The following is a 21267-nucleotide window of genomic DNA, read 5'->3' as shown; positions in this document are numbered from 1 at the left end:
TCGTCGGTCTGCGGATGCGGCCGTGAATCGATTCAAGACCGCACCGGAAAGCGTATGCCACCCGGCGGGTGAGTGCGAGTGCTGCCGAGTCGTGGATGTTCGGCAGTTTGCGCTCCGTTCGGCAGTTCGAACTGCCGAACGGAGCACGAAGTGCCGAACGAGATGGGAGGAGATGTCGATGAGCTGAACGCTTCTTTTCGCTCGGGCTACCAGATGGTTGCCCCGGCGACGGGTGAAGTTTCTCGAGCCGTCGTGGCGATTCCAGCCGGGCTTCACGCTCGGGCGCCAGCGTGCTCGTGGGGTCGGCAGGGGGCCGGCCCCACGATCACGACAGGAGAAGCTCAGTGAGATCTACTGCCAGCCGATCGACCTCTCGCACGTCCCGGATGCTCGGCGTGACCGGTGGCGGGCTCGCGCTCGTCCTCTCCGGCGCGCTGCTCCCGTCCGCCTCCGCCGCACCCGGCGGGGACGGCTCCTCGTGGGCCGAGTCGGCCTACCGCGGCTCCGTCGACGTCGTCGCCGGGACCGACGAGGACCAGCAGACCATCGACGGTGTGGTCTTCGTCGACAAGAACCAGAACTCCGTGCAGGACCGCGACGAGCGTGGCCTGCGCGGCGTCACCGTCACCAACGGCCGTGACGTCACGACGACGGACCGCCGAGGCCGCTACGAGCTTGCGGTGTTCGACAACATGACGGTGTCCGTCACCCAGCCGCGCGGGTACCAGGTGCCGGTGGACGAGGATAATGTCGCCCAGTTCTTCTACCACCACCTGCCCGAGGGGTCGCCCGAGCTGCGCTACGGCGGGATCGAGCCCACCGGGCCGCTGCCGGACGCGGTGAACTTCCCGCTCGTGAAGAGCGGCCTCACGGGGTCCGCCGCCCAGCAGTGCGTCATCGGCGGTGACATCCAGACGTACACCCAGGATGAGGTGGACTACGCCCGCAACGGCGCGTTCGCCGACCTCGCCGCGCGGACCGACTACACCGGCTGCGGCGCGCTCTTCATCGGCGACGTCGTCGGCGACGACCTGTCGCTGTACCCGCGGACGCGCGAGCTCGTGGGCATGCTCAACGGCCCGGCGCGCTTCCTGCCCGGCAACCACGACCTCGACTACGACGCGACGAGCAGCGAGCACACGTTCGACACGTACCGGGCCCACATCGGGCCCGAGTACTACTCCTACGACGTGGGGCAGGCGCACGTCGTCGCGCTGAACACCGTCGAGTACCCGGTGGGCACCTCGTACACGGGCTCGCTCGACGAGGGTCAGCTCGAGTGGCTGCGCAACGACCTCGCCCAGGTCCCGGCGAACAAGCTGATCGTCATCGCGGCGCACATCCCGCTCCTCGACTACGCCGACCAGGGCAGCAGCAAGCACCAGGTCGCCCAGGTCGAGGAGATCTACGAGCTGCTGGAAGGCCGCGAGGCCATCGCCCTGGGTGGGCACACCCACAGCCTCGAGAACCTCCGCGAGGGCGACAGCCTGGAGGGCTGGTCCGAGGTCATGGGCGTCGACGAGCTGCCGTTCACCCACATCACGGCCGGCGCGATCTCGGGTGACTGGTACTCGGGCGACGTGCTGCCGCAGGGCTACCCGACGGCGCTCCAGCGCGACGGCGGCCGGCCCGGGGTGCTCACCCTGGACATCACGGGCCACCGGGTCCAGGAGCGCTTCACGGTCAGAGGTGCGGACGAGTCGCTGCAGATGGCGCTCGGCGTCAACACCCCCCGCTACCGCGAGTGGTTCGCCGCGCATCGCTCCGCCGTCGGCTCCGCGCCGGAGTACGCCGACCCGCTCGTGGTGTCGCGCGCCGACCTGGTGGACACCACGTGGCTGACCACCAACTTCTGGATGGGCAGCACGGGCTCGACCGTCACCGCGACCCTCGACGGCGGCGAGCCGGTCGAGGCGGTGCGCACCCAGCCCCTGCAGGGCGAGGGGCAGAAGGTCGGTGCCGAGTGGTCCGACCCGGTCGCCGCGCAGCAGCAGCTGGTCCACGGTGGCAGCGTCGCCGAGCGCTCCATGCACCTGTGGCGCCTCGAGCTGCCCGCGGACCTGGCCGCCGGTGAGCACACCGCGGAGGTCACGGCTACCGACGTCCATGGACGCCAGTTCACGGACACGCTGACGTTCGAGGTGACCGGCTGACGGGAGCGTGACCTCGGGCCGGTGGTCCGCGGCAGATCTCCTGCCGCGGACCACCGGTCCGTTCGCGTGGAGTCCGGCGAGCTGCTCACGGACACTCGGACGAGTTCGACGGGACCGGCGAGGCCGTGTCGGGACCGCGCCACGAGGGCGGCGAGCTCGTGTGGCCCTCGCAGGGCGCGGAGCTGCACCGCGACGACGACACCGCCCACCACGGTGGCGGGCTAGGCTGATGTGCACCTGACCTGGACGGTCGGGCGCTCGGCGGCCCGCCTGCCCTCCATGCGGCGCATCACCGCCTCGAGGGCGAGGCCGAGCAGCAGCGCGCTGAGCATGCCCACCGCGATGGCAAGCAGCGGGCTGCTGCCCAGCAGCCAGTGGGCGCCGACGGCGATGGTGGCGTTGTAGGCCGACCAGAGGACGGCTGCCACTCCGGCCGCCAGCGTGAACCTGGCGGACGAGTACCCCAGGACGCCCGCGCTCACGTTCACTCCGACGCGGCCCACGGGAACGAACCGGCCGACGATGACGAGTGTGGCTCCTCGCCGGTCGAGGGCCGCACCGGCGCGGGTGAGCATCCGCTGCCCGCGCGCGCCGCGCAGCCCGGGGATCCTGTGGAGCGGGACACGGCGACCGAGCGTGAAGGCGAGGAGGTCTCCGAGCAGCGCACCGCAGGCCGCGGCCAGCACGAGCAGCACCAGGTGCGGTCCGGTCCCCGCGGCAGAGAGCACGGCGGCGGTGATGAGCACCGTCTCGCTCGGGACAGGGGGGAACACGCCGTCGACGACCGCCAGCACCAGGACGACCACGAGCAGCCAGGGCGAGTCGCCCAGCTGCGCGGCGAAGGCTTCGATGTGGTTGAACAGCTCCACGGTGCGTCCGTCCCCTCGGTATGACTGCTCACCAGTCAACGTGGCGGCGCGCGTCGGCGGCTATGGGGTGTCACCCCGAGAGACCCCTGGTCTTGGCCCCGAGCGGTTGGAGTGGCGCCCGGAGCAACCGTCCTGCATCGTGGATGTCGATGAACCGGTCGACGACGCCCCGCCGCCCCCGTCCCTTCACCACCGCGGTCGCCGCGCTGAGCGCCGGAGCGCTGCTCGCCGCCGGCATCCCGGCCACGGCCGGCGCCGCCGAGCGCGCCGCGCCCGCCACGATGACGCCGCCCGCCGCCTCGCCGCCGTCGTCGCCGGTCACGAGCGCGCTCCAGGTCGACGCGCCGGTGCCGGACATCGACTGGCAGCCCTGCGACGACGCCGAGGGCTACGACTGCGCCGAGATCGAGGTCCCGAGCGACTACGACCGCCCCCACGGCCGCACGACCACGATCGCGGTCACCCGGCTGCCGGCCACGGACCCCGAGAGCCGGATCGGCAGCGCGCTGGTCAACTTCGGCGGCCCGGGCGGCCCGGGCCTGGACAACCTGCACGCGGTCGGTGAGGTCATGGTCGACCCCGAGGTCCGCGCCCGGTTCGACCTCGTGAGCTTCGACCCGCGCGGGGTCGGCCAGTCCGACCCGGTGACCTGCTTCCGCGACGCGGAGCGGGAGGCGGAATACTTCGCCGGGTTGCCCACGGCGCCGATCACCCGCGCCGAGGAGCGTCGTGCCGTCGCCGGGTTCGCGCGGATCGCCGCCGGGTGCCAGGTCATCTCCGGCGACCGCCTCTCGACGGCGTCGACGGCGAACGTGGCCCGCGACATGGACGTGCTGCGGCAGGCGCTCGGCGACGACCAGCTGACGTACATCGGCTACTCCTACGGCACCATCCTCGGTGCCACCTACTCGGCGCTGTTCCCCGACCGGGTGCGCGCCCTGGTGCTCGACGGCACCATTGACCCGGTCGCCTGGTCCGGCACGGGCTCGGAGGACCCGATCGCCACCCGCCTCGGGCAGGCGGAGGCCGCCACGGAGACGTTCGCCGAGTTCAACCGGCTGTGCGCGGAGGCGGGACCCGGAGCGTGCCCGTTGGCCGCCCTCGGTGACCCGGCCGCCGTGACCGAGGAGGTACTCACCACGCTGCGCGAGGGGCCCGTCGAGGTGCCGGACGGCGAGGGCGGCACCGTGCCCTTCACCTACGGGGAGATGCTCGCGGTCTCGTTCCAGGCGATGTACGGCACGGCGGCGTGGCCGCAGCTGTCGCAGCTGTTCGCCCAGGTCGCGGTCGCCGCCGACATCGGCGAGCAGCGCCCGTCGGCCCGGAGCCAGGGCCCGTCCCTGGACGACCTCCTGCGCGAGCTCGGCGTCGTCGAGGACTACCCATCGCTCGGCAACGCGCTCGCCGCCCAGTGCATGGACGCCGCCGAACCGCTGCGCCTGTGGCAGTACCCGGCCTACGTGGACGAGCTCGACGAGGCATACCCGCACTTCGGGCGCTTCCGCGGGTGGACCGGGGCAGGATGCGCGCCGATGATCCTGCGCGACGAGGACGCCTACACCGGTCCGTGGGGCCAGACGACGCAGGCGCCGGTCATGGTGATCGGCACCCGCTACGACCCGGCCACGCCGTACCACTTCACCGAGCCGTACGCCGACCACTACGACGACGCGCGGGTCATGACGGTCGAGGGCTGGGGTCACACCACCCTCGGCGTGAGCACCTGCGCGGACTCCGCGATCGCGCGCTACCTCGTGGACGTCGAGGCCGACGACGGCGCCACGTGCGAGCAGGACGTCGCGCCGTTCGCTCCGGTGGAGCAGCGGTCCGACCGTGCGGACCTGCGCGCTCAGGTGGTCCGGTCCGGCGGGTGGGGTCTCTGAGCGCAGGGCGGCGACGCAGGTCACTGCGTACGCAGAGCGCACCGGTGTACCGTCGTGGCGGGTCGGCAACCTGACCTGAACAGGCTTGTGTATCTACCGGGTGCTCCTCGCGCCAACGGCGGCACGACGCATCGTGCGGCTGTGCCGCACCGGAGGAGACCGACGGACATGACCCTGACGCAGTACCCGCCCACGTCCCGGGCCGGCGCCCCGCCGGCGCCCGGCAGCGACGGCCCCACCCTCGTCGAGGCCATGGGCCGCACCTACTTCCCGCTCGCGTTCGTGGCGCGCCTGCCCTTCGCGATGATGGTCGTCGGCGTGCTGACGCTCGTGGTCGCCGGCCGGGACTCCCTGACCCTCGGCGGCGCGACGTCGGGCATGGTGGGGCTCGGCGGTGCGGCGATCGGACCGCTCGTCGGCGCGTGGGCCGACCGGGCCGGGCAGCGGCGGGTCCTCCTGGCGACGGCCGCGGTCCACAGCGTGCTGCTGCTCGCCCTGACCGCGGCCGTCTACTCCTCGGTTGCCGACGCCCTCGTGCTCGCGCTCGCCTTCGCCATCGGCGCCACCTCCCCGCAGGTGGCGCCGATGTCGCGCAGCCGGCTCGTCGGCGTCATCCGGTCCCAACTCCCGGCGGGACGCCGTCCCGCCGTGCTGAGCCGGACCATGTCGTACGAGTCCGCCGTCGACGAGATCGTGTTCGTGTTCGGGCCCTTCGTGGTCGGGCTGCTGGCCGCGACGCTCGGGCCCACGGCGCCGATGGTCGCCGCCGCCGCGCTCACGGCGCTCGCCGTCGGCACCTTCGCGCTGCACCCCAGCGCCCGCACGACGACGGCGCGCACCACGCCCGCGGCGTCCGACCCGGGTGTCGCGTCGGGCGGGCAGGCTCCCGCCCGCGAGCTGTTCCGCCCGCGCGTCCTGGTGCTGGTCGCCGGGTTCGTCGGGGTCGGGCTGTTCTTCGGCTTCGTGCTCACGGCCATGTCGGCGTACACCGGCGACGCGGGCCACGCGGAGCAGGCCGGGCTGCTCTACGGGTTCATGGGCATCGGGTCCGTCGTGTCGGCGCTGGCCGTGTCCGCCTTCCCGGCGCGGTTCAGCCTGCGCGCGCGCTGGCTGACCTTCGCCGTCGTGCTGCTGGTGGGTGCCGTCGTCGTGGCCGCCGCGCCGTCGACCGGCGTGCTGATCGCCGGCCTGCTCCTCGCCGGGCTGGGCATCGGTCCGAGCCTGGTGACGGTCTACTCGCACGGTTCGGAGCGCAGCCCGGCCGGTCGGGGCACCACGGTGATGACGATGCTCGGCTCGGCCGTCATCCTCGGGCAGTCGATCGCGGCGGCGGCCACGGGTGCGCTGGCCGACACCGTCGGCACCTCCGCCGCGCTGGCCGTGCCCGTCGTGGCCGCCGGCGTCGTCCTCGCCTCGGCCGCCGCGAACTGGCGGCTCACCGGGCGTTGACCGCCGCGGTCGAAACAGCTGCCGTCCGACGGCGGTGCTCGGCAGGGCTCACGCCCCGGACCCGCTTGAAGGCGGTGCTCAGCGCGAACGGCGAGGCGTAGCCGACCGCACGCGCCACGGAGGTCAGCGTGGCTGCGTCGTCGGCGAGCAGCATGTCCGCGGCGAGGTCGAGCCGCCAGCCGGTCAGGTAGGTCATGGGAGCCTCGCCGACGAGCTCGGTGAACCGGCGGGCGAACGCCGCGCGCGACAGCCCGACCTCGTCGGCCAGCGCCTCGACGGTCCACGGCCGGGCCGGGTCGTGGTGGATCAGGCGCATCGCGACGCCGACGGCGGGGTCGGCGTCGGCGCGGTACCAGCCCGGCGCCTGCGGGTGGTCGAGCCAGGCCCGCAGGCAGGTGATGAGCAGCAGGTCGAGGAGCCGGTCCAGCACCGCCTCCTGACCGGGCAGGTCCTGCACCACCTCCCGGGCGAGCAGGTCGACCAGCGTGGGGTCGACGTCGCCGCGCCGCAGCACCACGCGGTGCGGCAGGACGCGCAGGAGGCGGCGCCCGACGGCACCGTCCAGCGGGTACGTGCCGGTGATGATGACCGTCTCGCCGTCGAGGTCGTTGCCCCACGACCGCACCCCGAACACGGTCATCGGTGACGGCCCGCCGTCGATCGCACGGCAGACGTCGCTCGGCCCGACCACCACGGTGGGCACCGTCGTGGGGGAGTCGGCGACGACGTAGTGCTCGGGTCCGCGCAGCAGGACGACGTCGCCCGCCTCGACCGTGGTGCCGGCGTCGTCCCCGGAACCGCTGGGGCCCACCCAGCCCGATCCGCGCAGCACGGGGACGATGGTCAGCGGGGCCTCGTCCTCGATGCGCATGCCCCACGGGGCGCGCAGATGGCTGCGCAGCAGGAACGCGCCCCGCGCGCGGGGACCGTCGAGCAGGCCGGAGACGACGTCCATGCGGTCAGGGTAGACCGGTGCGGGCAGGATGACGAGACGCTGGCGTATGAACCAGAGCGCCCAGGCCATGGATCGTCTCACCTGTGGCCGGTTGACTCAGGGATGCCCACTCACCCTTCCTCGGAGGTCCTGATGTCTCAGCAGCAGCCCACGCTCGACCCGTCCACCGCAGCGGCAGCGGACGGCGGCACCGTCGTCGTCCTCGGAGCGACCGGCAAGACCGGACGGCGCGTCGCCGACCGGCTCGACGCGCTCGGCGTGCCCGTGCGCCGCGCGTCCCGGAGCGCCGAGCTCCGGTTCGACTGGGCGGACGAGTCCACCTGGGCCGCGGTGCTCGACGGAGCCACCGCCGTCTACGTCGCCTACGCGCCGGATCTCGCGGTCGCCGGAGCGCCCGAGACGGTGACCCGGCTGGCCGTCGCCGCCCGGGACGCCGGGGTGCAGCGGCTGGTGCTGCTGTCCGGGCGCGGCGAGACCGAGGCGCAGCGGGCCGAGCGGATGGTCGCCGAGGTCTTTCCCGCGCGGACGGTGGTGCGCTGCGCGTTCTTCGCGCAGAACTTCGACGAGAGCTTCCTGCTCGAGCCGCTGCTCCAGGGCGAGCTCGCGCTGCCCGTCCAGGACGTGCGCGAGCCGTTCGTCGACCTCGAGGACGTCGCCGAGGTGGCCGTCGAAGCGCTGACCGACGACGCCCACGCCGGCCACGTCTACGAGCTGACCGGACCGCGGGCCTTGACGTTCGGCGAGGCCGTCGCCGAGATCGCCGCCGCCGCGGAGCGCGACCTGCGGTACGTGCCGATCACCATGGCGGAGTTCACCGGGGGCCTCACGGCGATGGGTGTGCCCGCCGAGGAGACCGGCCTCCTGGAGTACCTGTTCACCGAGGTGCTGGACGGTCGCGGCTCGTTCGTCGCCGACGGTGTGGAGCGCGCGCTGGGTCGGCCCGCGCGCGACTTCCGGGAGTACGCCACGCGTGAGGCCGCCGACTGGGCGCCCGGCGCATGACCGCGTACGACGTGCTCGTCGCCGGCGCCGCCGTCGCGACCGGCCTCGCCGGCGGGGTGCTCTACGCGTTCTCGGCCTTCGTCATGGCGGGGTTGCGGCGCCTGACGCCCGAGGACGGCGGCGCCGCCATGCGCGCCATCAACCGCGACGCCCTGCGGCCGCCGCTCATGGTGCTGCTGCTCGCCGCGGTGGGCCTGCCGGTGGCCGGCGCCGTCGTCGGGCTGGTGACCTCGGCACCCGGGGCGGTGTGGGCGGTGACCGGGGCCGTCGTCGCGGTCGTCGGGATCCTCGGGGTCACCGGGTTCGGCAACGTGCCGCTCAACGAGCGCCTGGAGACTGCCGAGGATCCCGGCGCCGAGTGGCAGCGCTTCGTGGGGCCGTGGCTGCGGTGGAACCACGTGCGGACGGTGGCCGGCGCGGTCGCGTCGCTGTCGTTCGTCGTGGCGGTGTGAGCCGCGTCCGTACCGCGACGGACAGCCGGTCCTCAGCCCAGCTGGGCGGAGACCACGATCTCGTCACCGACGTCGAGCCGGACGTCGGTCAGCCGCACGCCCGGGGGGAGCGCCTCCGCGAGGTCGATGCGCTGGCCGGCGACCGCCTCGACGCGGCCCTTGACCGCTCCGAGGAGCGCGCCGACGATCGGGTTCCCGCTGGAGAGCTGGACGTCGCCGACGGTGAGCACCATGTGGGCGTCCACCGCCGCGGACGCCGTCGCGGTGATCTTCGCCGAGAGGAACATGCCCTTCTTGATCGACGCCTCGATGGCGATCGCGGCGTCGCGGGGTCCGGTCTGGTCGATCCGCAGGTCGAAGTCGGTGAGCTGGATCCCGTTCCCGGCCAGCGCCACGGTGAGCAGGCCGCGCACCGTGCCGGCGAGCCCTTCGCGCGAGACCGCGAGACGGGCGCTCCCGGTCACCGGCGAGTCCTCCGACGGCTCGACGATCTCCGCGCCGACGGAACCGTCCGCCCCGGCGACCCAGGCGAACCGCACGCCCTGCAGCTCGGCGGCCAGGTCCACGGGGAGGTCGACGGCGGTCAGCGGGTGCGCCTCGAGGCGCAGCGTCCGCAGCACCGCCTCGTCGCGGGAGACGATGTCCGGCTCCCACGACGGCGCCTCCGCCGCGGAGCCCTGCGCCGGGACGCCGACGGCCACCCCGGTGAGGTCGAGCTCCAGCGAGTGCACGTCCGCGCCGTCGAGGCTCGCCTCGATCCGTGCCTCGTCGAGGCCGTGCACCTGGCCGCGGCCGGCGTCGCGCAGGGTGTCGCGCAGCCGGGCGGCGAGTTCGTCACCCGTCGCGGGGCGCGGGGCGGTACCGAGGGGCAGCAGGGAGTCCATGACGCCCGAGCCTAGCGGCCCAGGTCGCACGACGGCACGAGCCGGACCGACCGGTAGTGTCGGGCCGACGACGTGGGCGACGGTGCGGACCCACGGTCTCGAGGTGGATGAGGAGTGGTGTGGTGGCGGACCTCGTGGTCGACACCGCGATGTTCCCGGAGCTCGTCCTGGGCACGACGGGGGACATCGTCGGCCACACCACGCTGCTGGCGCGCGACGTCCCCCCGTGGGGGCGGTGATGGGAGCCCCGTGGGAGGACGGCCCGGTCTTCACCTTCGCGCCCCGCGACGGTTGGGTGTTCTGGACAGCAGGACTCGACGGCCATGGGTGGGCGAACGTCGCCGCGCAGGTCGCCGGAGGTGACGACGACGACCAGGTGGTCGGCGCGGTCCGTGACCACGACGAGCGCGCGACGGCGGACGGCCAGGCGTGGGGAGCGGGTCTGCGGTTCCCGCCACACCACGACCGGACCCCGGTCGCCATGCTCCTCGTGCGGTCCTTCGCCGAGCGGGGAGACGTCGACAAGGCCTACCGCACGTTCGTCAAGCAGGCGCGCAAGATGCCTCGGATCAAGGACGTCACCGTCTCGTCGTACGACGTCGGTGAGGCCACCAGCAACGTCGGGCGCCTCGTCGAGCAGGTGATCGACACGGTGGACGCGCGCAGCGAGGCCTTGGTGAGCACCTGGCGGTACACGATCTTCCCGCCGGACCACGACGAGGTCGTGTCCGTGGAGGTCGACACGTTGCACGCCCACATGGTCGACGCCGTCGAGGACGAGCTGGTCGAGCTGCTGGCCTACGCCTCCTACACGGCCCCGGAGGCGTCGCCCGCCGCGGCCGAGGAGGGCGGTTCCAGCCCTCTGCACCCGGTGGTGCGCGGATGACGCCCCGCGGACGGCCCCGGTGTCCTGACGATCATCACGGGGCTGCTGGCCGTCGCCTCGGTGCTCTTCTTCCTGTTCTTCGTCCTCGGAGGCTCCCGGTTCTTCGTCGGTGACGCCGGCGCGGTCCGGCCGGCGGTGCTCCTCGCCGTGGTGATGGCCGCCTGCGTCGGGCTCGCGATGCTGGCGCAGAGCGACGAGTCCGAGCAGCGGGACGACGCGTGGGAGCAGTACTTCGAGTGGGAAGATCAGCAGGACTCGTCGTAGTGCGCCCGCGGGCCCGGCTGGGTCACGCCGGGGAGAGCGGGCTGTGCCCCGCGGCCACCTGCTCGCCGTCGCGCACTGGTCCCGGTGGTGTGCCGCCGCCCCACGGGTCGTCACCGAGCGACTCCCGGCCGTGGGGGTCGAGCCAGCCGCGCAGGTCGGGGCCGGCGGGCACGATCCGCGTCGGGTTGATGTCGGTGTGCACCACGTAGTAGTGCTCCTTGATCTGGGCGAAGTCGACGGTGTCCCCGAACCCGGGCAGCTGGAACAGGTCGCGCGCGTAGGCCCACAGGGCCGGCATCTCGGTGAGCTTGTTCCGGTTGCACTTGAAGTGGCCGTGGTAGACGGCGTCGAACCGCACCAGGGTGGTGAACAGCCGCACGTCGGCCTCGGTGATGGCGTCGCCCAGGAGGAACCGCCGGGTCGTCAGCCGCTCCTCGAGCCAGTCGAGCGCGGTGAAGAGCCGTACGTACGCCTCGTCGTAGGCCTCCTGGGAGCCGGCGAACCCGCACCGGTACACGCCGTTGTTGACCTCGGTGTAGACGCGGCGCATCACCGAGTCCATCTCGTCCCGCTCCGCGGGGTCCTCCGGCAGCAGCCGCGGGGCGCCCTCACGGTGGTGGGCCGCCCACTCCGTCGAGAGGTCGAGCGTGATCTGCGTGAAGTCGTTCGTCACCACCGCGCCGTCGCGCGTGTCCACGATCGCCGGCACCGTGATGCCGCGCGGGTACTCCGGGTCGCGGGCGAAGAACGCCTCCTGCAGGCGTTCGATCCCCAGCACGGGGTCCTTGCCGCCGGGGTCGAGGTCGAACGTCCAGCTGCGCTCGTCGTGCGTCGGGCCCGGCATGCCGAGGCTGATCGCGTCCTCCAGGCCGAGCAGCCGGCGCACGATGATCGAACGGTTGGCCCACGGGCAGGCGCGCGCGGCGATCAACCGGTAGCGGTCCGCCTCCACGGGGTAGCCGTCCTCGCCGTCTCGCGTGATGCGGGTCGAGATGTAGTTCGCGTCGCGCACGAACTCCTGACCCTCCACCGTGTACGTGCCGCCCTGGGAGTGCTCCGGGCGTTCCGTCGTCGTGCCGTCGTTCACTTCGTCTCCTTCGCGGCGGCCTTGGCCGCCTTCTTGAACGCGCGGACCTCCTGGAGAGCCTCGGCGCTGGTGACGTCGGCGATCGAGCGCCGCGAGCCCGGCTCACCGAACTCGCCCGCCGCTTCCCGCCAGCCGGCCGGCTCGACCCCGCGCTGCTTCCCGAGCAGGGCGAGGAAGATCTTGGCCTTGCGCTCGCCGTAACCTGGCAGGGCGTGGAGACGCCGGAGCACCTCGGCTCCCGTCGGCGCCTCGCCGGACGGGCCGGGGTCGGTCCAGATCCGGGACGTGTCGCCGTCGTACTCGTCGACGACGGCGCGGGCCACCGCCTGGACGCGGCCTGCCATCGAGCGTCCGTACCGGTGGATCGCCGGGGGAGTGGTCGCCATCGTGACGAACTCGTCCGGGTCGGCGTCCGCGATCGCGGACGGCTCCAGGGTGCCGAACCTGTCGAGGATCTTGCGCGGCCCGGCGAACGCATGCTCCATCGGGTACTGCTGGTCGAGCAGCATGCCGATCAGCAGCGCGAACGGGTCGTCGCTCAGCAGCCTGTCGGTGTCCGTGTCACCGGTGATCCAGAGGTCGGTAGCCATGCCACCATCCTGCCCGACGGACGCCACCGGCGCGGCGTACGGATAGCCTCGCTCGCATGCCTCGACACACCGACGTCCTCGCCGGCAGCCTGGCGGCCGCGCTCACGGTCACCGGAACGCTCCACTTCGCGCGTCCCCGCGCGTTCGACGCGCTGATCCCGCCTGCCCTGGGCTCGCCCCGCGCCTGGGTCTACGGCAGCGGGGTCGCCGAGCTCGCCTGTGCGGCAGCGGTCGCCGTGCCGGCCACCCGCCGGGTCGGCGGTCTGGCCACGGCCGCCCTCTTCGTCGCCGTCTTCCCCGGGAACGTCAAGATGGCGCTCGACTCCCACCCCGGTGCGCGCTCCTGGGCGCGGAAACCGTCGGTGGCCTGGGGCCGGCTCCCGCTCCAGGTGCCGCTGGTGGCCTGGGCCTGGCGGGTGGCGCGCACGGCTCCGTCGGTCAGCGCTCGTCGAACGTGAGCACCGGCCGCCTGGTGCGCGGGTGCCGCAGCACCGTGGTGCGCACCCCGTAGACGGGGTCGATCACCTCCGGTACCAGCACCTCGTCCACCGGCCCGGCCGCGACCACGTGGCCCGCGGGTCCCGTGGCCAGGACGACGGCGTGGTCGCAGGTCGCCGCGGCCAGCGACAGGTCGTGCAGGGCGGCCAGCACGGTGACGCCCTCGGTGGCGAGCCCGCGCACCAGCCGCATGGTCGCGAGCTGCGCGGCCACGTCCAGGTGGTTCGTGGGCTCGTCGAGCAGCAGCACCCGGGGTGCCTGGGCGAGGGCGCGCGCCATGTGGACGCGCTGTCGCTCGCCGCCGGACAGCGTGGTGACCTCGCGGGCGGCCAACGGCAGGGCACCGACGCGGTCCAGCGCTGCGCGGGCGATCGCGTGGTCCTCCTCGGTGGGTCCCGCGAGCAGCGACCGGTGCGGGGTGCGCCCGAGCAGCACGGCGTCGAGCACCGTGACCGGCAGCTCGGTGGCGGCGTCCTGCTCCACGAACGCCAGCGTCCGGGCCCGACGACGGCGCGGCATCGCGAGCAGGTCCTCGTCGCCGGCGCCGGTGCTCAGCGCGACCCGGCCGCCGTCGGGCGCCTGCACGCCGGCGACCAGTCGCAACAAGGTCGACTTGCCCGTCCCGTTGGGGCCGAGCAGCCCGGTCACGGCGCCGGGCGGGGCGGTCACGTCGACGTCGTCGAGGATCAGCCGTCCGCCGACCGACCACCGCACCCGCTCGGCGGCCAGGCCAGCCGCGCTGGTCCCGTCCTGCCCGACCGCGGGGTGCGCCTGCGCGGTGCGGGCGGGAGCCGAGCGCTCGGAGGTCTGCGTCATGAGCGGGCCCGTCCCTTCCAGAGCAGCACCGCGAACACCGGTGCGCCGATCGCGGCGGTGACGATCCCCACGGGCAGCTCGCGGGGGGCGAACACGGTGCGAGCCAGGGTGTCCGCCCACACCAGGAACGTCGCGCCGCAGAGCATGGACAGCGGCAGGAGCGCGCGGTGCCGCGCGCCGACAAGCTGCCGGACGGCGTGCGGCAGGATCAGGCCGACGAACCCGATCGCGCCCGACTGCGACACCAGCGCACCGGTCAGCAGCGCCACCGCGAGCAGCAGCCCCCACCGGACCCGCGCCACGGGGACGCCGAGCGCGGCCGCCGACGTGTCGCCGAACGTGAAGGCGTCGAGCACGGACCCGGTCGAGGCCAGCAGGGTGCCGATGACGAGCACGGCCCCGCCGGCCACCGCGACCGACGTCCACGTCGCCCCGGCCACCGAGCCGAGCAGCCACGACAGGATCTCGCGGTACTGGTCGCCCTTCGCGGACCAGAAGATGACGAAGCTCGTCGCGGCGGCGGCGAGCTGGGACACCGCGAGCCCGGCCAGCACCGTCCGGGCCGGGGACAGCCCGCCGGCACCGCGTCCCGACGCGGAGGCGAGCGCCAGCGTCGCGACGAGCGCCGCCGTCGACCCCACGAACGCCGCGACCGGCAGCACGGCCGTGAGGCCGAGGACCAGCACGCACGCCGCCCCGAACGAGGCCCCCGAGCTCAGGCCGAGCAGGTACGGGTCGGCGAGCGGGTTGCGGGTCAGCGACTGCATGACGACGCCGCACACCGCCAGCCCGGCGCCCACCGCGGCGGCGGTGAGCACCCGCGGCATCCGCAGCTGCCACACGATGCCGTCGGCCAGCGTGTCCGGTGCCGCGAGGCCGAGCAGGTCGCCGAGCCCGACGCGCGTGGCCACCACCTGCGCCACGTCCGACGGCGTCAGCCCGGCGGGGCCGATCGCCACGGTCACGACGACGGTGGCCAGCAGCGCCGCCGTCGTCCCCGCGAGCCACGCGAGCAACCGTCGCCGCGAGAGCGTTCCCGGCGGTGCCGGGGTCGCGGCGGGGGTGCGCGTGGCCGTCTCAACCATCGATGTCGATCCCGGCGAGCTGCTCGGAGAGGTCCTGCGCGGCGTCCGCGTTGCGGACCCCGGCCTCGGAGGCGGGGAACGGCACGACGAGATACCGCTCGTCCTGGACGGCCCCGAGCCGTGCGGTGGCCGGGTTCTCCTCGAGCCGCGTGATCTTGTCCTCGGCGCTGTTCCAGGCGGCGTCGACGAGCACGATGACGTCCGGGTCGGCGTCGACGATCTCCTCCCACGCCATCGAGGTCCACGTGTCCTCGACGTCTCCCGCGACGTTGGCCAGCCCGACGGCGTCGAGGATCATCTGCGGCGCGCCGATGCCGGCACCCACGTACGGGATGTCGCTGCCGGAGGAGTACCAGAGGGCGTCCAGGCCACGGTCGTCGGGCGTGATCGCGTCGAGCGTCGTGCGCTGCTCGGCCACGACGTCCTCGGCCTGCTCGGCGACGTCGAAGACGGCGCCGACCTCGCGGATCTCGGCCCACACGTCCTCGAACGTGAGCGGGTTCGGCATGTACGCCGGGTCCTTGCAGGCCGCCGGTGCCACGTAGGTGTTCACCCCGAGCGACGCCAGGGTGTCCCGGTCGCCGGCGCCGTCCGCGGACACGTTCGACTCCCAGCCGGCGTAGACCAGGTCGGGCTCGAGCTCGAGCACGGCCTCGGTGCCGGGCACCTCGTCGCTGAAGGGCTCGGCGACGGCGGTGCCCTCGGCGTCAGCCGCGAGCCACTCCGGCACCGCCCCGTCGAGGAACGCGGCGCCGACGATCCGATCACCGAGCCCGAGCGCCAGCATGGTCTCGGCGGTCGAGGACTTGATCGTCACGACACGCTCCGGCGGTGCGTCGAAGGTGACCTCGGTGCCGCAGTTGTCGAGCGTGAGCGGGTACTGCGTACCGGCCGCGGCCGGGGCGGACGTCTCGTCGGACGTCCCTCCGGGCGTCGACGACGCGGCGTCGGCCCCGGACGAGCAGGCGGCGAGCGCCAGCACGGCGGCGACAGCGGGCAGGGCGAGCAGGTGCGGACGAGGCACGCGGAGGGCTCCCTCTCGAGCAGACGTGGCCGCGCCGGGACGAGCGCGGCGCGGCAGGGCGGGGCGGGCGCGTCATCTCGCGCCGACCGGACCTGCGGCCCAGAGGGGAGGGGCCGCGCCGACGGGCTAGTCACTGGTGCCCGTGGTCCGCCCCACCAGCCTATGACAACGTCCGGGTCGTCCGGGACCCCCGGGGGAACACGCGACCTCGCCGCCGGGTTGGCACCGGCATGACCACTTCGCGATCCTCGCAGAGCGACGACACGGTCCGGCGGGTCCTGGAGGACACCACCACGTGGGCCGTCGTCGGCCTGTCCACCAACACCTCGCGTGCCGCGTACGGGGTCGCGCGCGTCCTGCAGCAGCACGGCAAGCGGATCGTGCCCGTGCACCCCTCGGCGCCGACGGTGCACGGTGAGCAGGGCTACGCGAGCCTGGCGGAGATCCCCTTCCCGGTCGACGTCGTGGACGTCTTCGTGCGCTCCGAGCTGGCGGGCGACGTCGCCGACCAGGCCGTCGAGATCGGTGCCCGGGCCGTCTGGTTCCAGCTCGGGGTCATCGACCACGACGCCGCCGACCGCGTGCGCGCGGCCGGGCTCGACATGGTGATGGACCGCTGCCCGGCCATCGAGCTGCCCCGGCTCGCCTCCGCCTGAGCGGTCCTTACGAGCCGGTGACGGATCGCGCTCCCCGGCGCCGTCCGCGAGGTGCGCGGGCCCCACGGTGGAAGAGTGGCCCCATGAGCAGCAGGGACCTCGGCGGCTGGTGGGCCGCCCTCGCAGGGATCGTGGCGGCCGGAGCCGGACTCGCGCTGGCCGAGCTCGTCGCCGCGTTCGTGGACCCCGCCTCCTCGCCGGTGCTCGCGCTCGGAGGGGCCTTCATCGACGTCGTGCCGCCCTGGTTGAAGGACTTCGCCGTGGAGTGGTTCGGCACGGCGGACAAGGCGGTCCTGCTCGCCTCGATGGGTGCCGTGCTGGCGGCCGGTGCCGCTCTGGCCGGATGGCTCGAGCGGCGGGTGCCGCCGTCGGGCGCCGTGCTGCTGGGTGCCGTGGGCCTGGTCCTGGCGCTCGTGGCGATGAACCGGCCCGGCGCCACGGCGGCCTGGATGCTCCCCAGCGTGATCGGTGTGGGGGCCGCGGTCGTCCTGCTGCGTCTGCTCGTGGCCCGCGTGCCCGCCCGGCGCGCCGACCCCGCGGCCGCTGCACCAGCAACAACCGCACCGGCAGCGACCGCACCGGCAGCGACCGCACCGGCAGCGAGCCCACCCGTGCCCGACGGCGCGGCGTCGCGCCGGACCTTCCTCGCCTGGTCCGGCATCGCGGCGGCGGGCGCGGTCGTGGCCGTCCTGGCGTCGCGGGCGGTGTCCGCCGGGAGCCGAGCCGTCGAGGTGGTCCGCGAGGCGATCCGGCTGCCGGCGCCGGCGAGCCCCGCGCCGGCCGTCCCTCCCGGCGCCGACCTGGAGGTTCCGGGCGCCGAGCCGTACATCAGCCCGAACGACAACTTCTACCGCATCGACACCGCGCTGCGGGTGCCCGCCGTCGACCCGGCCGAGTGGTCGTTGCGTGTCACCGGCCTGGTGGACGAACCGTTCGAGCTCACCTGGGACGAGCTGCTCGAGCTGCCGATGACCGAGCACCACGTGACGCTGGCCTGCGTCTCCAACCCCGTGGGCGGGGACCTGATCGGCAACGCGCTGTGGCTCGGCTACCCGATCCGGGAGCTCCTGGCCCGGGCCAGGCCGCAGGCGGACGCGGACATGGTGCTGTCCACCAGCGTCGACGGCTGGACCGCCGGCACGCCGCTCGAGATCCTCACCGACCCGGACCGGGAGTCGCTGCTCGCCATCGGCATGAACGGCGAGCCGTTGCCCGAGCAGCACGGCTTCCCGGCGCGGCTCGTGGTGCCGGGCCTGTACGGCTACGTGTCGGCGACCAAGTGGGTCACCGAGCTGAAGGTCACCCGCTTCGCCGACGACGAGGGCTACTGGACGCCCCGCGGCTGGTCCGCCCGCGGTCCCGTGAAGCTGCAGTCCCGGATCGACGTGCCCCGATCGGGCTCGGTCGACGCCGGCGAGGTGGTCGTGGCGGGAGTGGCCTGGGCGCAGCACATCGGGATCGACGCCGTCGAGGTGAGCGTGGACGCCGGTCCCTGGCAGCCCGCAGAGCTCGCCGAGACCGTCGGGCCCGACACCTGGCGCCAGTGGCGGTACGTGTGGGACGCCCCGGCCGGCGGGCACACGATCGCGGTGCGCGCCATCGGCGCGGACGGCCAGGTCCAGACCAGCGACGAGGCGCCGCCGGCCCCGGACGGGGCGACCGGCTGGCACACCGTCGGGGTCTCGGTCGACTGACCTCGCCCTGGACGAGGGCGGCAGGTCAGGCGCGCGCCTCGAACGCGAGCCGGGCACCGAAGGCGACGAGCAGCCCTCCGGTGACCCGGTCGAGCCAGCGCACGGCGCCCGAGCGTCGCAGACGTGGCCCGGCGACCCCGGCCCCGAGCAGGACCGCCGACAGCCAGAGCGTGCCGAGCACGCAGTGCACTGCGGCGAGCAGCAGGCCCATGAGCAGCGGGTTCACCCCGGCAGGTGTGAACTGCGGGATAGCCGCCACGTAGAAGACACCGACCTTGGGGTTCATCAGGTTCGTGCCCAGGCCCAGACCGAAGTCCCGCCATCGGCCCGACGCGGGTGGGGGTGCCTCGACGTCAGCGCGCTCGACGCGCCGGTGCAGAGAGGCCGCGATCATCGACACGCCCATCCACGCGAGGTAGACGGCACCGGCGATCGTCAGGACGCGGTACGCCGTCTGACTCGCGGCGAGCAGCGCCGCCGCTCCACCAGCCGCGGCGGCCCCCCAGAGCAGGGTGCCGACCTGGATGCCGCCGAGTGCGGCGAAGCCGTGCCGGCGCGAACGCGTCAGGGTGCTGCGCAGCACGAGCGCGGTGTCCATCCCGGGGATGATGGTCAGTAGTCCTGCCACGACAGCGAAGGCCAGCAGCGCCTGGGTCACGGTCACGGTGCGACCATATCGCCGCGGACGATCACCGATGATGAGGCACGTGCGGGCCTGGCGATCCTCGCCGGAGCGTTACGCGACGTCGCCGCGGACCTGCCGTCCCGACCGAGAACCGAGGAGCACCACGATGAGTAACACCAGCACCCCCACCGCGACACCCCGCCGCGTCCTGGTCACCGGAGCATCGTCCGGCATCGGTGCCGCCACCGTCCGCCGGCTCCGGACCGAAGGGTTCGACGTCGTCGCCGCGGCCCGCCGTGCCGACCGGTTGGAGGCGCTCGCGGCCGAGACCGGCGCCGAGGCCTTCCCGCTCGACGTCACCGACGACGACGCCGTCGCGGGCCTGGTCGAGCACCTGACCGCGACGGGCGGGCTCGACGGCGTGGTGAACAACGCCGGTGGCGCGTTCGGCCTCGACCGGGTCGAGGACGCCGACCTGGACCAGTGGCGGCAGATGTACGAGCTCAACGTGCTCGGCACGTTGCGTGTCACGAAGGCCGTGCTGCCGCTGCTGCGCACCTCGGCCGAGCGGGGAGGAGGCGCACACGGCCCGGGCGCGGACGTCGTCGTCGTGACCTCGACCGCCGCGCACGGCGCCTACGAGGGCGGCGCCGGGTACACCGCGGCGAAGCACGGCGAGCGGATGCTCTCGACGACGCTCCGCTGGGAGCTCGCCGGCGAGCCGGTCCGCGTGGTGGAGATCGCCCCCGGCGCGGTCGCCACGGAGGAGTTCTCGCTGGTGCGGTTCGACGGCGACGCCGAGAAGGCCGCGGCCGTGTACGAGGGCTACCAGCCGCTGGTGGCCGACGACGTCGCCGACGCGATCGGGTACGCCCTGACTAGGCCGCCGCACGTCAACCTGGACCTCATGGTGATCCGCCCCCGCGCGCAGGTGCACAACTCCAAGATCGCCCGCACCGGCGTCTGACCGCCGAACGTGTCGTTCCGGACCGCTTTGCGGCGTTATTCCGGTGCGGATCGAGACGTTCGGCGTGCTGGGGCTCGGGCGGCGAACGCGATGACCGGCAGCACGAGCAGAGCGAGCGCCCCGCCGCCGAGCGCCAGAGCCGCGTAGCTCGACGACGCGACGACGAACCCCGACCCGAGCCCGCCGGCGGCGCCCGCCAGCGCGACGGCCAGGTCGACCGATCCCTGCGTGCGTGCCCGGGTCGCCAGCGGGACCGACGTCGTCATCAGAGCGGTGCCCGAGACCAGCCCGAGGCTCCAACCGAGCCCCAGCAGACCGAGCCCCACGGCGAGACCGGCCACCGACGACGGCGGCACCAGCGCCGAGACCAGGCCGGCCGCGAGCAGCGTGGCAGCGGCGGCCACGGCGACCCGCACCGGACCGAACCGGTCGGTGAGCCACCCCGACAGCGGTGACGGCAGGTACATCATCCCGACGTGCACGGCGATGACGAACCCGGCGGTGGCCACGGCGTGCCCGTGCTGCTCCATGTGGATGGGGGTCATCGTCATGATGGCGACCATGACGCCCTGGGTCAGCACCATGATGGTGCCGGCGAGCAGCACGGTGCGGCTCACCTGCCGATCGGTCGGCTCGGCCACCTGCGGCGGGGGAGCGAGCGTCGTCGCCGATGTCGCCGGTGCCGCCGTCGGCGCCGTCGGCGCCGTCGAGGAGACCGAGGTCCGGGCCGGCGCCGCCTCCGGACGGGGCTCGGCCTGCTCGGCGCGTTCCCGGGCGAGGAGCAGCGGGTCGGGTCGCAGGAGCACCCACAGCACGACGCCCGCCGCTGCGTACGCGGCTCCGCCGAGGAGGAACGGCCCGGCGAGCGGGGGGATGCCCCAGCCGGCCGCGAGGTCGCCCATGACGCCGACCAGGTTGGGGCCTGCCACAGCCCCCACCGTGGTCGCGACCAGCACGGTGCTCACGGCCCGGCCGCGGTGCCGGGGCGCGGCGAGGTCCGCGCCCGCGTACCGGGCCTGCAGGTTCGTCGCGGTGCCGGCGCCGTAGACGGTGAAGGCGACGAAGAGCAGCACGACGTCGTCGAGCACGGCGGCGACGACCACGCCGGCCGCTCCGACGGCCCCGGTGAGGTAGCCGAACGTGAGGCCTGCGCGGCGGCCCCACCGTTGCGAGAGCCGCCCGACGACCAGCGCCGCCGCGGCGGACCCTGCCGTGAACAGGGCGGCGGGCAGGCCGGCGTAGGCGGTGGTGGCGAGCATCTCGGCGGCGAGGAGCGCTCCGACGGTGATGCCGGCAGCGAGCCCGGCGCCGGAGAGGACCTGGGCGAGGACGAGGACGAGCACCGTCCGGCGCTGCTGCGGGTCCGCAGCGGTCGCGGCGTCGGGAGGACCGCCGGGCGCGGTGTCGGTGTCGTCGGCCATCGAGGCT

21 protein-coding genes are annotated in these 21267 nt (G+C 73.9%); 11 read left to right on the top strand and 10 right to left on the bottom strand.

Annotated elements, in window-relative coordinates:
* The first annotated feature begins 386 nt into the window (after positions 1-386).
* Complete coding sequence (locus MWU57_RS08720) at positions 387-2153, top strand: calcineurin-like phosphoesterase family protein (protein ID WP_246908792.1); 1767 nt, start codon at positions 387-389, stop codon at positions 2151-2153.
* A 221-nt stretch (positions 2154-2374) separates the two neighbouring features.
* Here MWU57_RS08720 and MWU57_RS08715 read toward each other — a convergent pair whose 3' ends face one another.
* Positions 2375-3022, bottom strand: a complete 648-nt coding sequence (locus tag MWU57_RS08715; protein ID WP_246908791.1) for a DedA family protein — start codon at positions 3020-3022, stop codon at positions 2375-2377.
* A gap of 149 nt (positions 3023-3171) precedes the next feature.
* Between MWU57_RS08715 and MWU57_RS08710 the strand changes: the two genes are divergently transcribed.
* Both MWU57_RS08710 and MWU57_RS08705 read left to right on the top strand, forming a co-directional pair.
* On the top strand, positions 3172-4905 hold the full coding sequence (locus tag MWU57_RS08710; protein WP_246908790.1) for an alpha/beta fold hydrolase: 1734 nt from the start codon (positions 3172-3174) through the stop codon (positions 4903-4905).
* A 168-nt stretch (positions 4906-5073) separates the two neighbouring features.
* Positions 5074-6354, top strand: a complete 1281-nt coding sequence (locus MWU57_RS08705) for an MFS transporter (protein ID WP_246908789.1) — start codon at positions 5074-5076, stop codon at positions 6352-6354.
* Here the strand turns inward: MWU57_RS08705 and MWU57_RS08700 are convergent.
* Positions 6341-7309 (bottom strand): AraC family transcriptional regulator, encoded by a 969-nt coding sequence (locus MWU57_RS08700; RefSeq protein ID WP_106268321.1) that lies wholly within the window; start codon positions 7307-7309, stop codon positions 6341-6343. The genes MWU57_RS08705 and MWU57_RS08700 overlap by 14 nt on opposite strands.
* Positions 7310-7441: 132 nt before the next feature.
* On the opposite strand from MWU57_RS08700, the gene MWU57_RS08695 reads away from it, so the two are divergent.
* Both MWU57_RS08695 and MWU57_RS08690 read left to right on the top strand, forming a co-directional pair.
* Positions 7442-8311 (top strand): SDR family oxidoreductase, encoded by an 870-nt coding sequence (locus MWU57_RS08695; RefSeq protein WP_246908788.1) that lies wholly within the window; start codon positions 7442-7444, stop codon positions 8309-8311.
* Positions 8308-8763, top strand: a complete 456-nt coding sequence (locus tag MWU57_RS08690; protein ID WP_246908786.1) for a DUF1772 domain-containing protein — start codon at positions 8308-8310, stop codon at positions 8761-8763. The genes MWU57_RS08695 and MWU57_RS08690 overlap by 4 nt, the downstream gene beginning before the upstream one ends.
* A 32-nt stretch (positions 8764-8795) precedes the next feature.
* Here the strand turns inward: MWU57_RS08690 and MWU57_RS08685 are convergent, their stop codons facing one another.
* The gene (locus MWU57_RS08685; RefSeq protein ID WP_246908785.1) at positions 8796-9647 is read right to left on the bottom strand and encodes a hypothetical protein; all 852 of its coding nucleotides are present in this window, start codon (positions 9645-9647) and stop codon (positions 8796-8798) included.
* A gap of 238 nt (positions 9648-9885) precedes the next feature.
* Between MWU57_RS08685 and MWU57_RS08680 the strand changes: the two genes are divergently transcribed.
* Both MWU57_RS08680 and MWU57_RS08675 read left to right on the top strand, forming a co-directional pair.
* The gene (locus MWU57_RS08680; RefSeq protein ID WP_246908784.1) at positions 9886-10533 is read left to right on the top strand and encodes a hypothetical protein; all 648 of its coding nucleotides are present in this window, start codon (positions 9886-9888) and stop codon (positions 10531-10533) included.
* Positions 10534-10593: 60 nt separating this feature from the next.
* Positions 10594-10797: a hypothetical protein gene (locus tag MWU57_RS08675; protein WP_246908783.1), complete on the top strand. Its 204-nt coding sequence runs from the start codon at positions 10594-10596 to the stop codon at positions 10795-10797.
* Between the two features lie 22 nt (positions 10798-10819).
* On the opposite strand, the gene MWU57_RS08670 is transcribed toward MWU57_RS08675, so the two are convergent.
* Both MWU57_RS08670 and MWU57_RS08665 read right to left on the bottom strand, forming a co-directional pair.
* Positions 10820-11884 (bottom strand): glutathione S-transferase family protein, encoded by a 1065-nt coding sequence (locus tag MWU57_RS08670; protein WP_374108538.1) that lies wholly within the window; start codon positions 11882-11884, stop codon positions 10820-10822.
* Positions 11881-12474, bottom strand: coding sequence for an HhH-GPD-type base excision DNA repair protein (locus MWU57_RS08665; protein ID WP_246908782.1), 594 nt, complete (start codon positions 12472-12474; stop codon positions 11881-11883). The genes MWU57_RS08670 and MWU57_RS08665 overlap by 4 nt, the downstream gene beginning before the upstream one ends.
* Positions 12475-12530: 56 nt before the next feature.
* Here MWU57_RS08665 and MWU57_RS08660 point away from each other — a divergent pair, with 56 nt between their 5' ends.
* Positions 12531-12932, top strand: coding sequence for a DoxX family protein (locus MWU57_RS08660; RefSeq protein ID WP_106268183.1), 402 nt, complete (start codon positions 12531-12533; stop codon positions 12930-12932).
* On the opposite strand, the gene MWU57_RS08655 is transcribed toward MWU57_RS08660, so the two are convergent.
* From MWU57_RS08655 to MWU57_RS08645, 3 genes are read right to left on the bottom strand one after another with little or no spacing between them, the layout of a single operon-like run.
* On the bottom strand, positions 12913-13788 hold the full coding sequence (locus tag MWU57_RS08655) for an ABC transporter ATP-binding protein (RefSeq protein WP_246908781.1): 876 nt from the start codon (positions 13786-13788) through the stop codon (positions 12913-12915). The two genes, MWU57_RS08660 and MWU57_RS08655, sit on opposite strands and share 20 nt — an antisense overlap.
* Entirely contained in the window at positions 13785-14873 is a 1089-nt protein-coding gene (locus tag MWU57_RS08650) for a putative F420-0 ABC transporter permease subunit (RefSeq protein WP_246908780.1), read from the bottom strand. Before MWU57_RS08650 ends, MWU57_RS08655 begins: the two co-directional genes overlap by 4 nt.
* On the bottom strand, positions 14866-15897 hold the full coding sequence (locus MWU57_RS08645) for a putative F420-0 ABC transporter substrate-binding protein (RefSeq protein ID WP_246908778.1): 1032 nt from the start codon (positions 15895-15897) through the stop codon (positions 14866-14868). Before MWU57_RS08645 ends, MWU57_RS08650 begins: the two co-directional genes overlap by 8 nt.
* A gap of 230 nt (positions 15898-16127) precedes the next feature.
* Between MWU57_RS08645 and MWU57_RS08640 the strand changes: the two genes are divergently transcribed.
* Together MWU57_RS08640 and MWU57_RS08635 are read left to right on the top strand one after the other, a co-directional pair.
* A complete protein-coding gene (locus MWU57_RS08640; protein ID WP_246908776.1) occupies positions 16128-16553 on the top strand; it encodes a CoA-binding protein in 426 nt (141 codons plus the stop codon).
* An 83-nt stretch (positions 16554-16636) separates the two neighbouring features.
* Entirely contained in the window at positions 16637-18247 is a 1611-nt protein-coding gene (locus MWU57_RS08635) for a molybdopterin-dependent oxidoreductase (protein WP_246908774.1), read from the top strand.
* A gap of 25 nt (positions 18248-18272) precedes the next feature.
* On the opposite strand, the gene MWU57_RS08630 is transcribed toward MWU57_RS08635, so the two are convergent.
* On the bottom strand, positions 18273-18911 hold the full coding sequence (locus MWU57_RS08630; RefSeq protein ID WP_246908772.1) for a LysE family translocator: 639 nt from the start codon (positions 18909-18911) through the stop codon (positions 18273-18275).
* Positions 18912-19038: 127 nt separating this feature from the next.
* On the opposite strand from MWU57_RS08630, the gene MWU57_RS08625 reads away from it, so the two are divergent.
* Positions 19039-19839: an SDR family oxidoreductase gene (locus tag MWU57_RS08625; protein ID WP_246908770.1), complete on the top strand. Its 801-nt coding sequence runs from the start codon at positions 19039-19041 to the stop codon at positions 19837-19839.
* Between the two features lie 35 nt (positions 19840-19874).
* Here MWU57_RS08625 and MWU57_RS08620 read toward each other — a convergent pair whose 3' ends face one another.
* Positions 19875-21260, bottom strand: a complete 1386-nt coding sequence (locus MWU57_RS08620; RefSeq protein WP_246908768.1) for an MFS transporter — start codon at positions 21258-21260, stop codon at positions 19875-19877.
* Between the last annotated feature and the right edge of the window lie 7 nt (positions 21261-21267).

Source organism: Isoptericola sp. S6320L (genome assembly GCF_023015685.1).
Taxonomy (GTDB): domain Bacteria; phylum Actinomycetota; class Actinomycetes; order Actinomycetales; family Cellulomonadaceae; genus Isoptericola; species Isoptericola halotolerans_A.
This window is presented reverse-complemented; position numbering and strand designations above follow the sequence as displayed.

What these genes read in the sequence shown, in the direction of transcription:
- MWU57_RS08720 (WP_246908792.1), top strand. Translation starts at nt 387, where the DNA reads ATGCTCGGCGTGACCGGTGGCGGGCTCGCGCTCGTCCTCTCCGGCGCG.
- MWU57_RS08710 (WP_246908790.1), top strand. Translation starts at nt 3,172, where the DNA reads ATGAACCGGTCGACGACGCCCCGCCGCCCCCGTCCCTTCACCACCGCG.
- MWU57_RS08705 (WP_246908789.1), top strand. Translation starts at nt 5,074, where the DNA reads ATGACCCTGACGCAGTACCCGCCCACGTCCCGGGCCGGCGCCCCGCCG.
- MWU57_RS08700 (WP_106268321.1), bottom strand. Translation starts at nt 7,309, where the DNA reads ATGGACGTCGTCTCCGGCCTGCTCGACGGTCCCCGCGCGCGGGGCGCG.
- MWU57_RS08695 (WP_246908788.1), top strand. Translation starts at nt 7,442, where the DNA reads ATGTCTCAGCAGCAGCCCACGCTCGACCCGTCCACCGCAGCGGCAGCG.
- MWU57_RS08690 (WP_246908786.1), top strand. Translation starts at nt 8,308, where the DNA reads ATGACCGCGTACGACGTGCTCGTCGCCGGCGCCGCCGTCGCGACCGGC.
- MWU57_RS08685 (WP_246908785.1), bottom strand. Translation starts at nt 9,647, where the DNA reads ATGGACTCCCTGCTGCCCCTCGGTACCGCCCCGCGCCCCGCGACGGGT.
- MWU57_RS08680 (WP_246908784.1), top strand. Translation starts at nt 9,886, where the DNA reads ATGGGAGCCCCGTGGGAGGACGGCCCGGTCTTCACCTTCGCGCCCCGC.
- MWU57_RS08665 (WP_246908782.1), bottom strand. Translation starts at nt 12,474, where the DNA reads ATGGCTACCGACCTCTGGATCACCGGTGACACGGACACCGACAGGCTG.
- MWU57_RS08660 (WP_106268183.1), top strand. Translation starts at nt 12,531, where the DNA reads ATGCCTCGACACACCGACGTCCTCGCCGGCAGCCTGGCGGCCGCGCTC.
- MWU57_RS08655 (WP_246908781.1), bottom strand. Translation starts at nt 13,788, where the DNA reads ATGACGCAGACCTCCGAGCGCTCGGCTCCCGCCCGCACCGCGCAGGCG.
- MWU57_RS08650 (WP_246908780.1), bottom strand. Translation starts at nt 14,873, where the DNA reads ATGGTTGAGACGGCCACGCGCACCCCCGCCGCGACCCCGGCACCGCCG.
- MWU57_RS08640 (WP_246908776.1), top strand. Translation starts at nt 16,128, where the DNA reads ATGACCACTTCGCGATCCTCGCAGAGCGACGACACGGTCCGGCGGGTC.
- MWU57_RS08635 (WP_246908774.1), top strand. Translation starts at nt 16,637, where the DNA reads ATGAGCAGCAGGGACCTCGGCGGCTGGTGGGCCGCCCTCGCAGGGATC.
- MWU57_RS08625 (WP_246908770.1), top strand. Translation starts at nt 19,039, where the DNA reads ATGAGTAACACCAGCACCCCCACCGCGACACCCCGCCGCGTCCTGGTC.
- MWU57_RS08620 (WP_246908768.1), bottom strand. Translation starts at nt 21,260, where the DNA reads ATGGCCGACGACACCGACACCGCGCCCGGCGGTCCTCCCGACGCCGCG.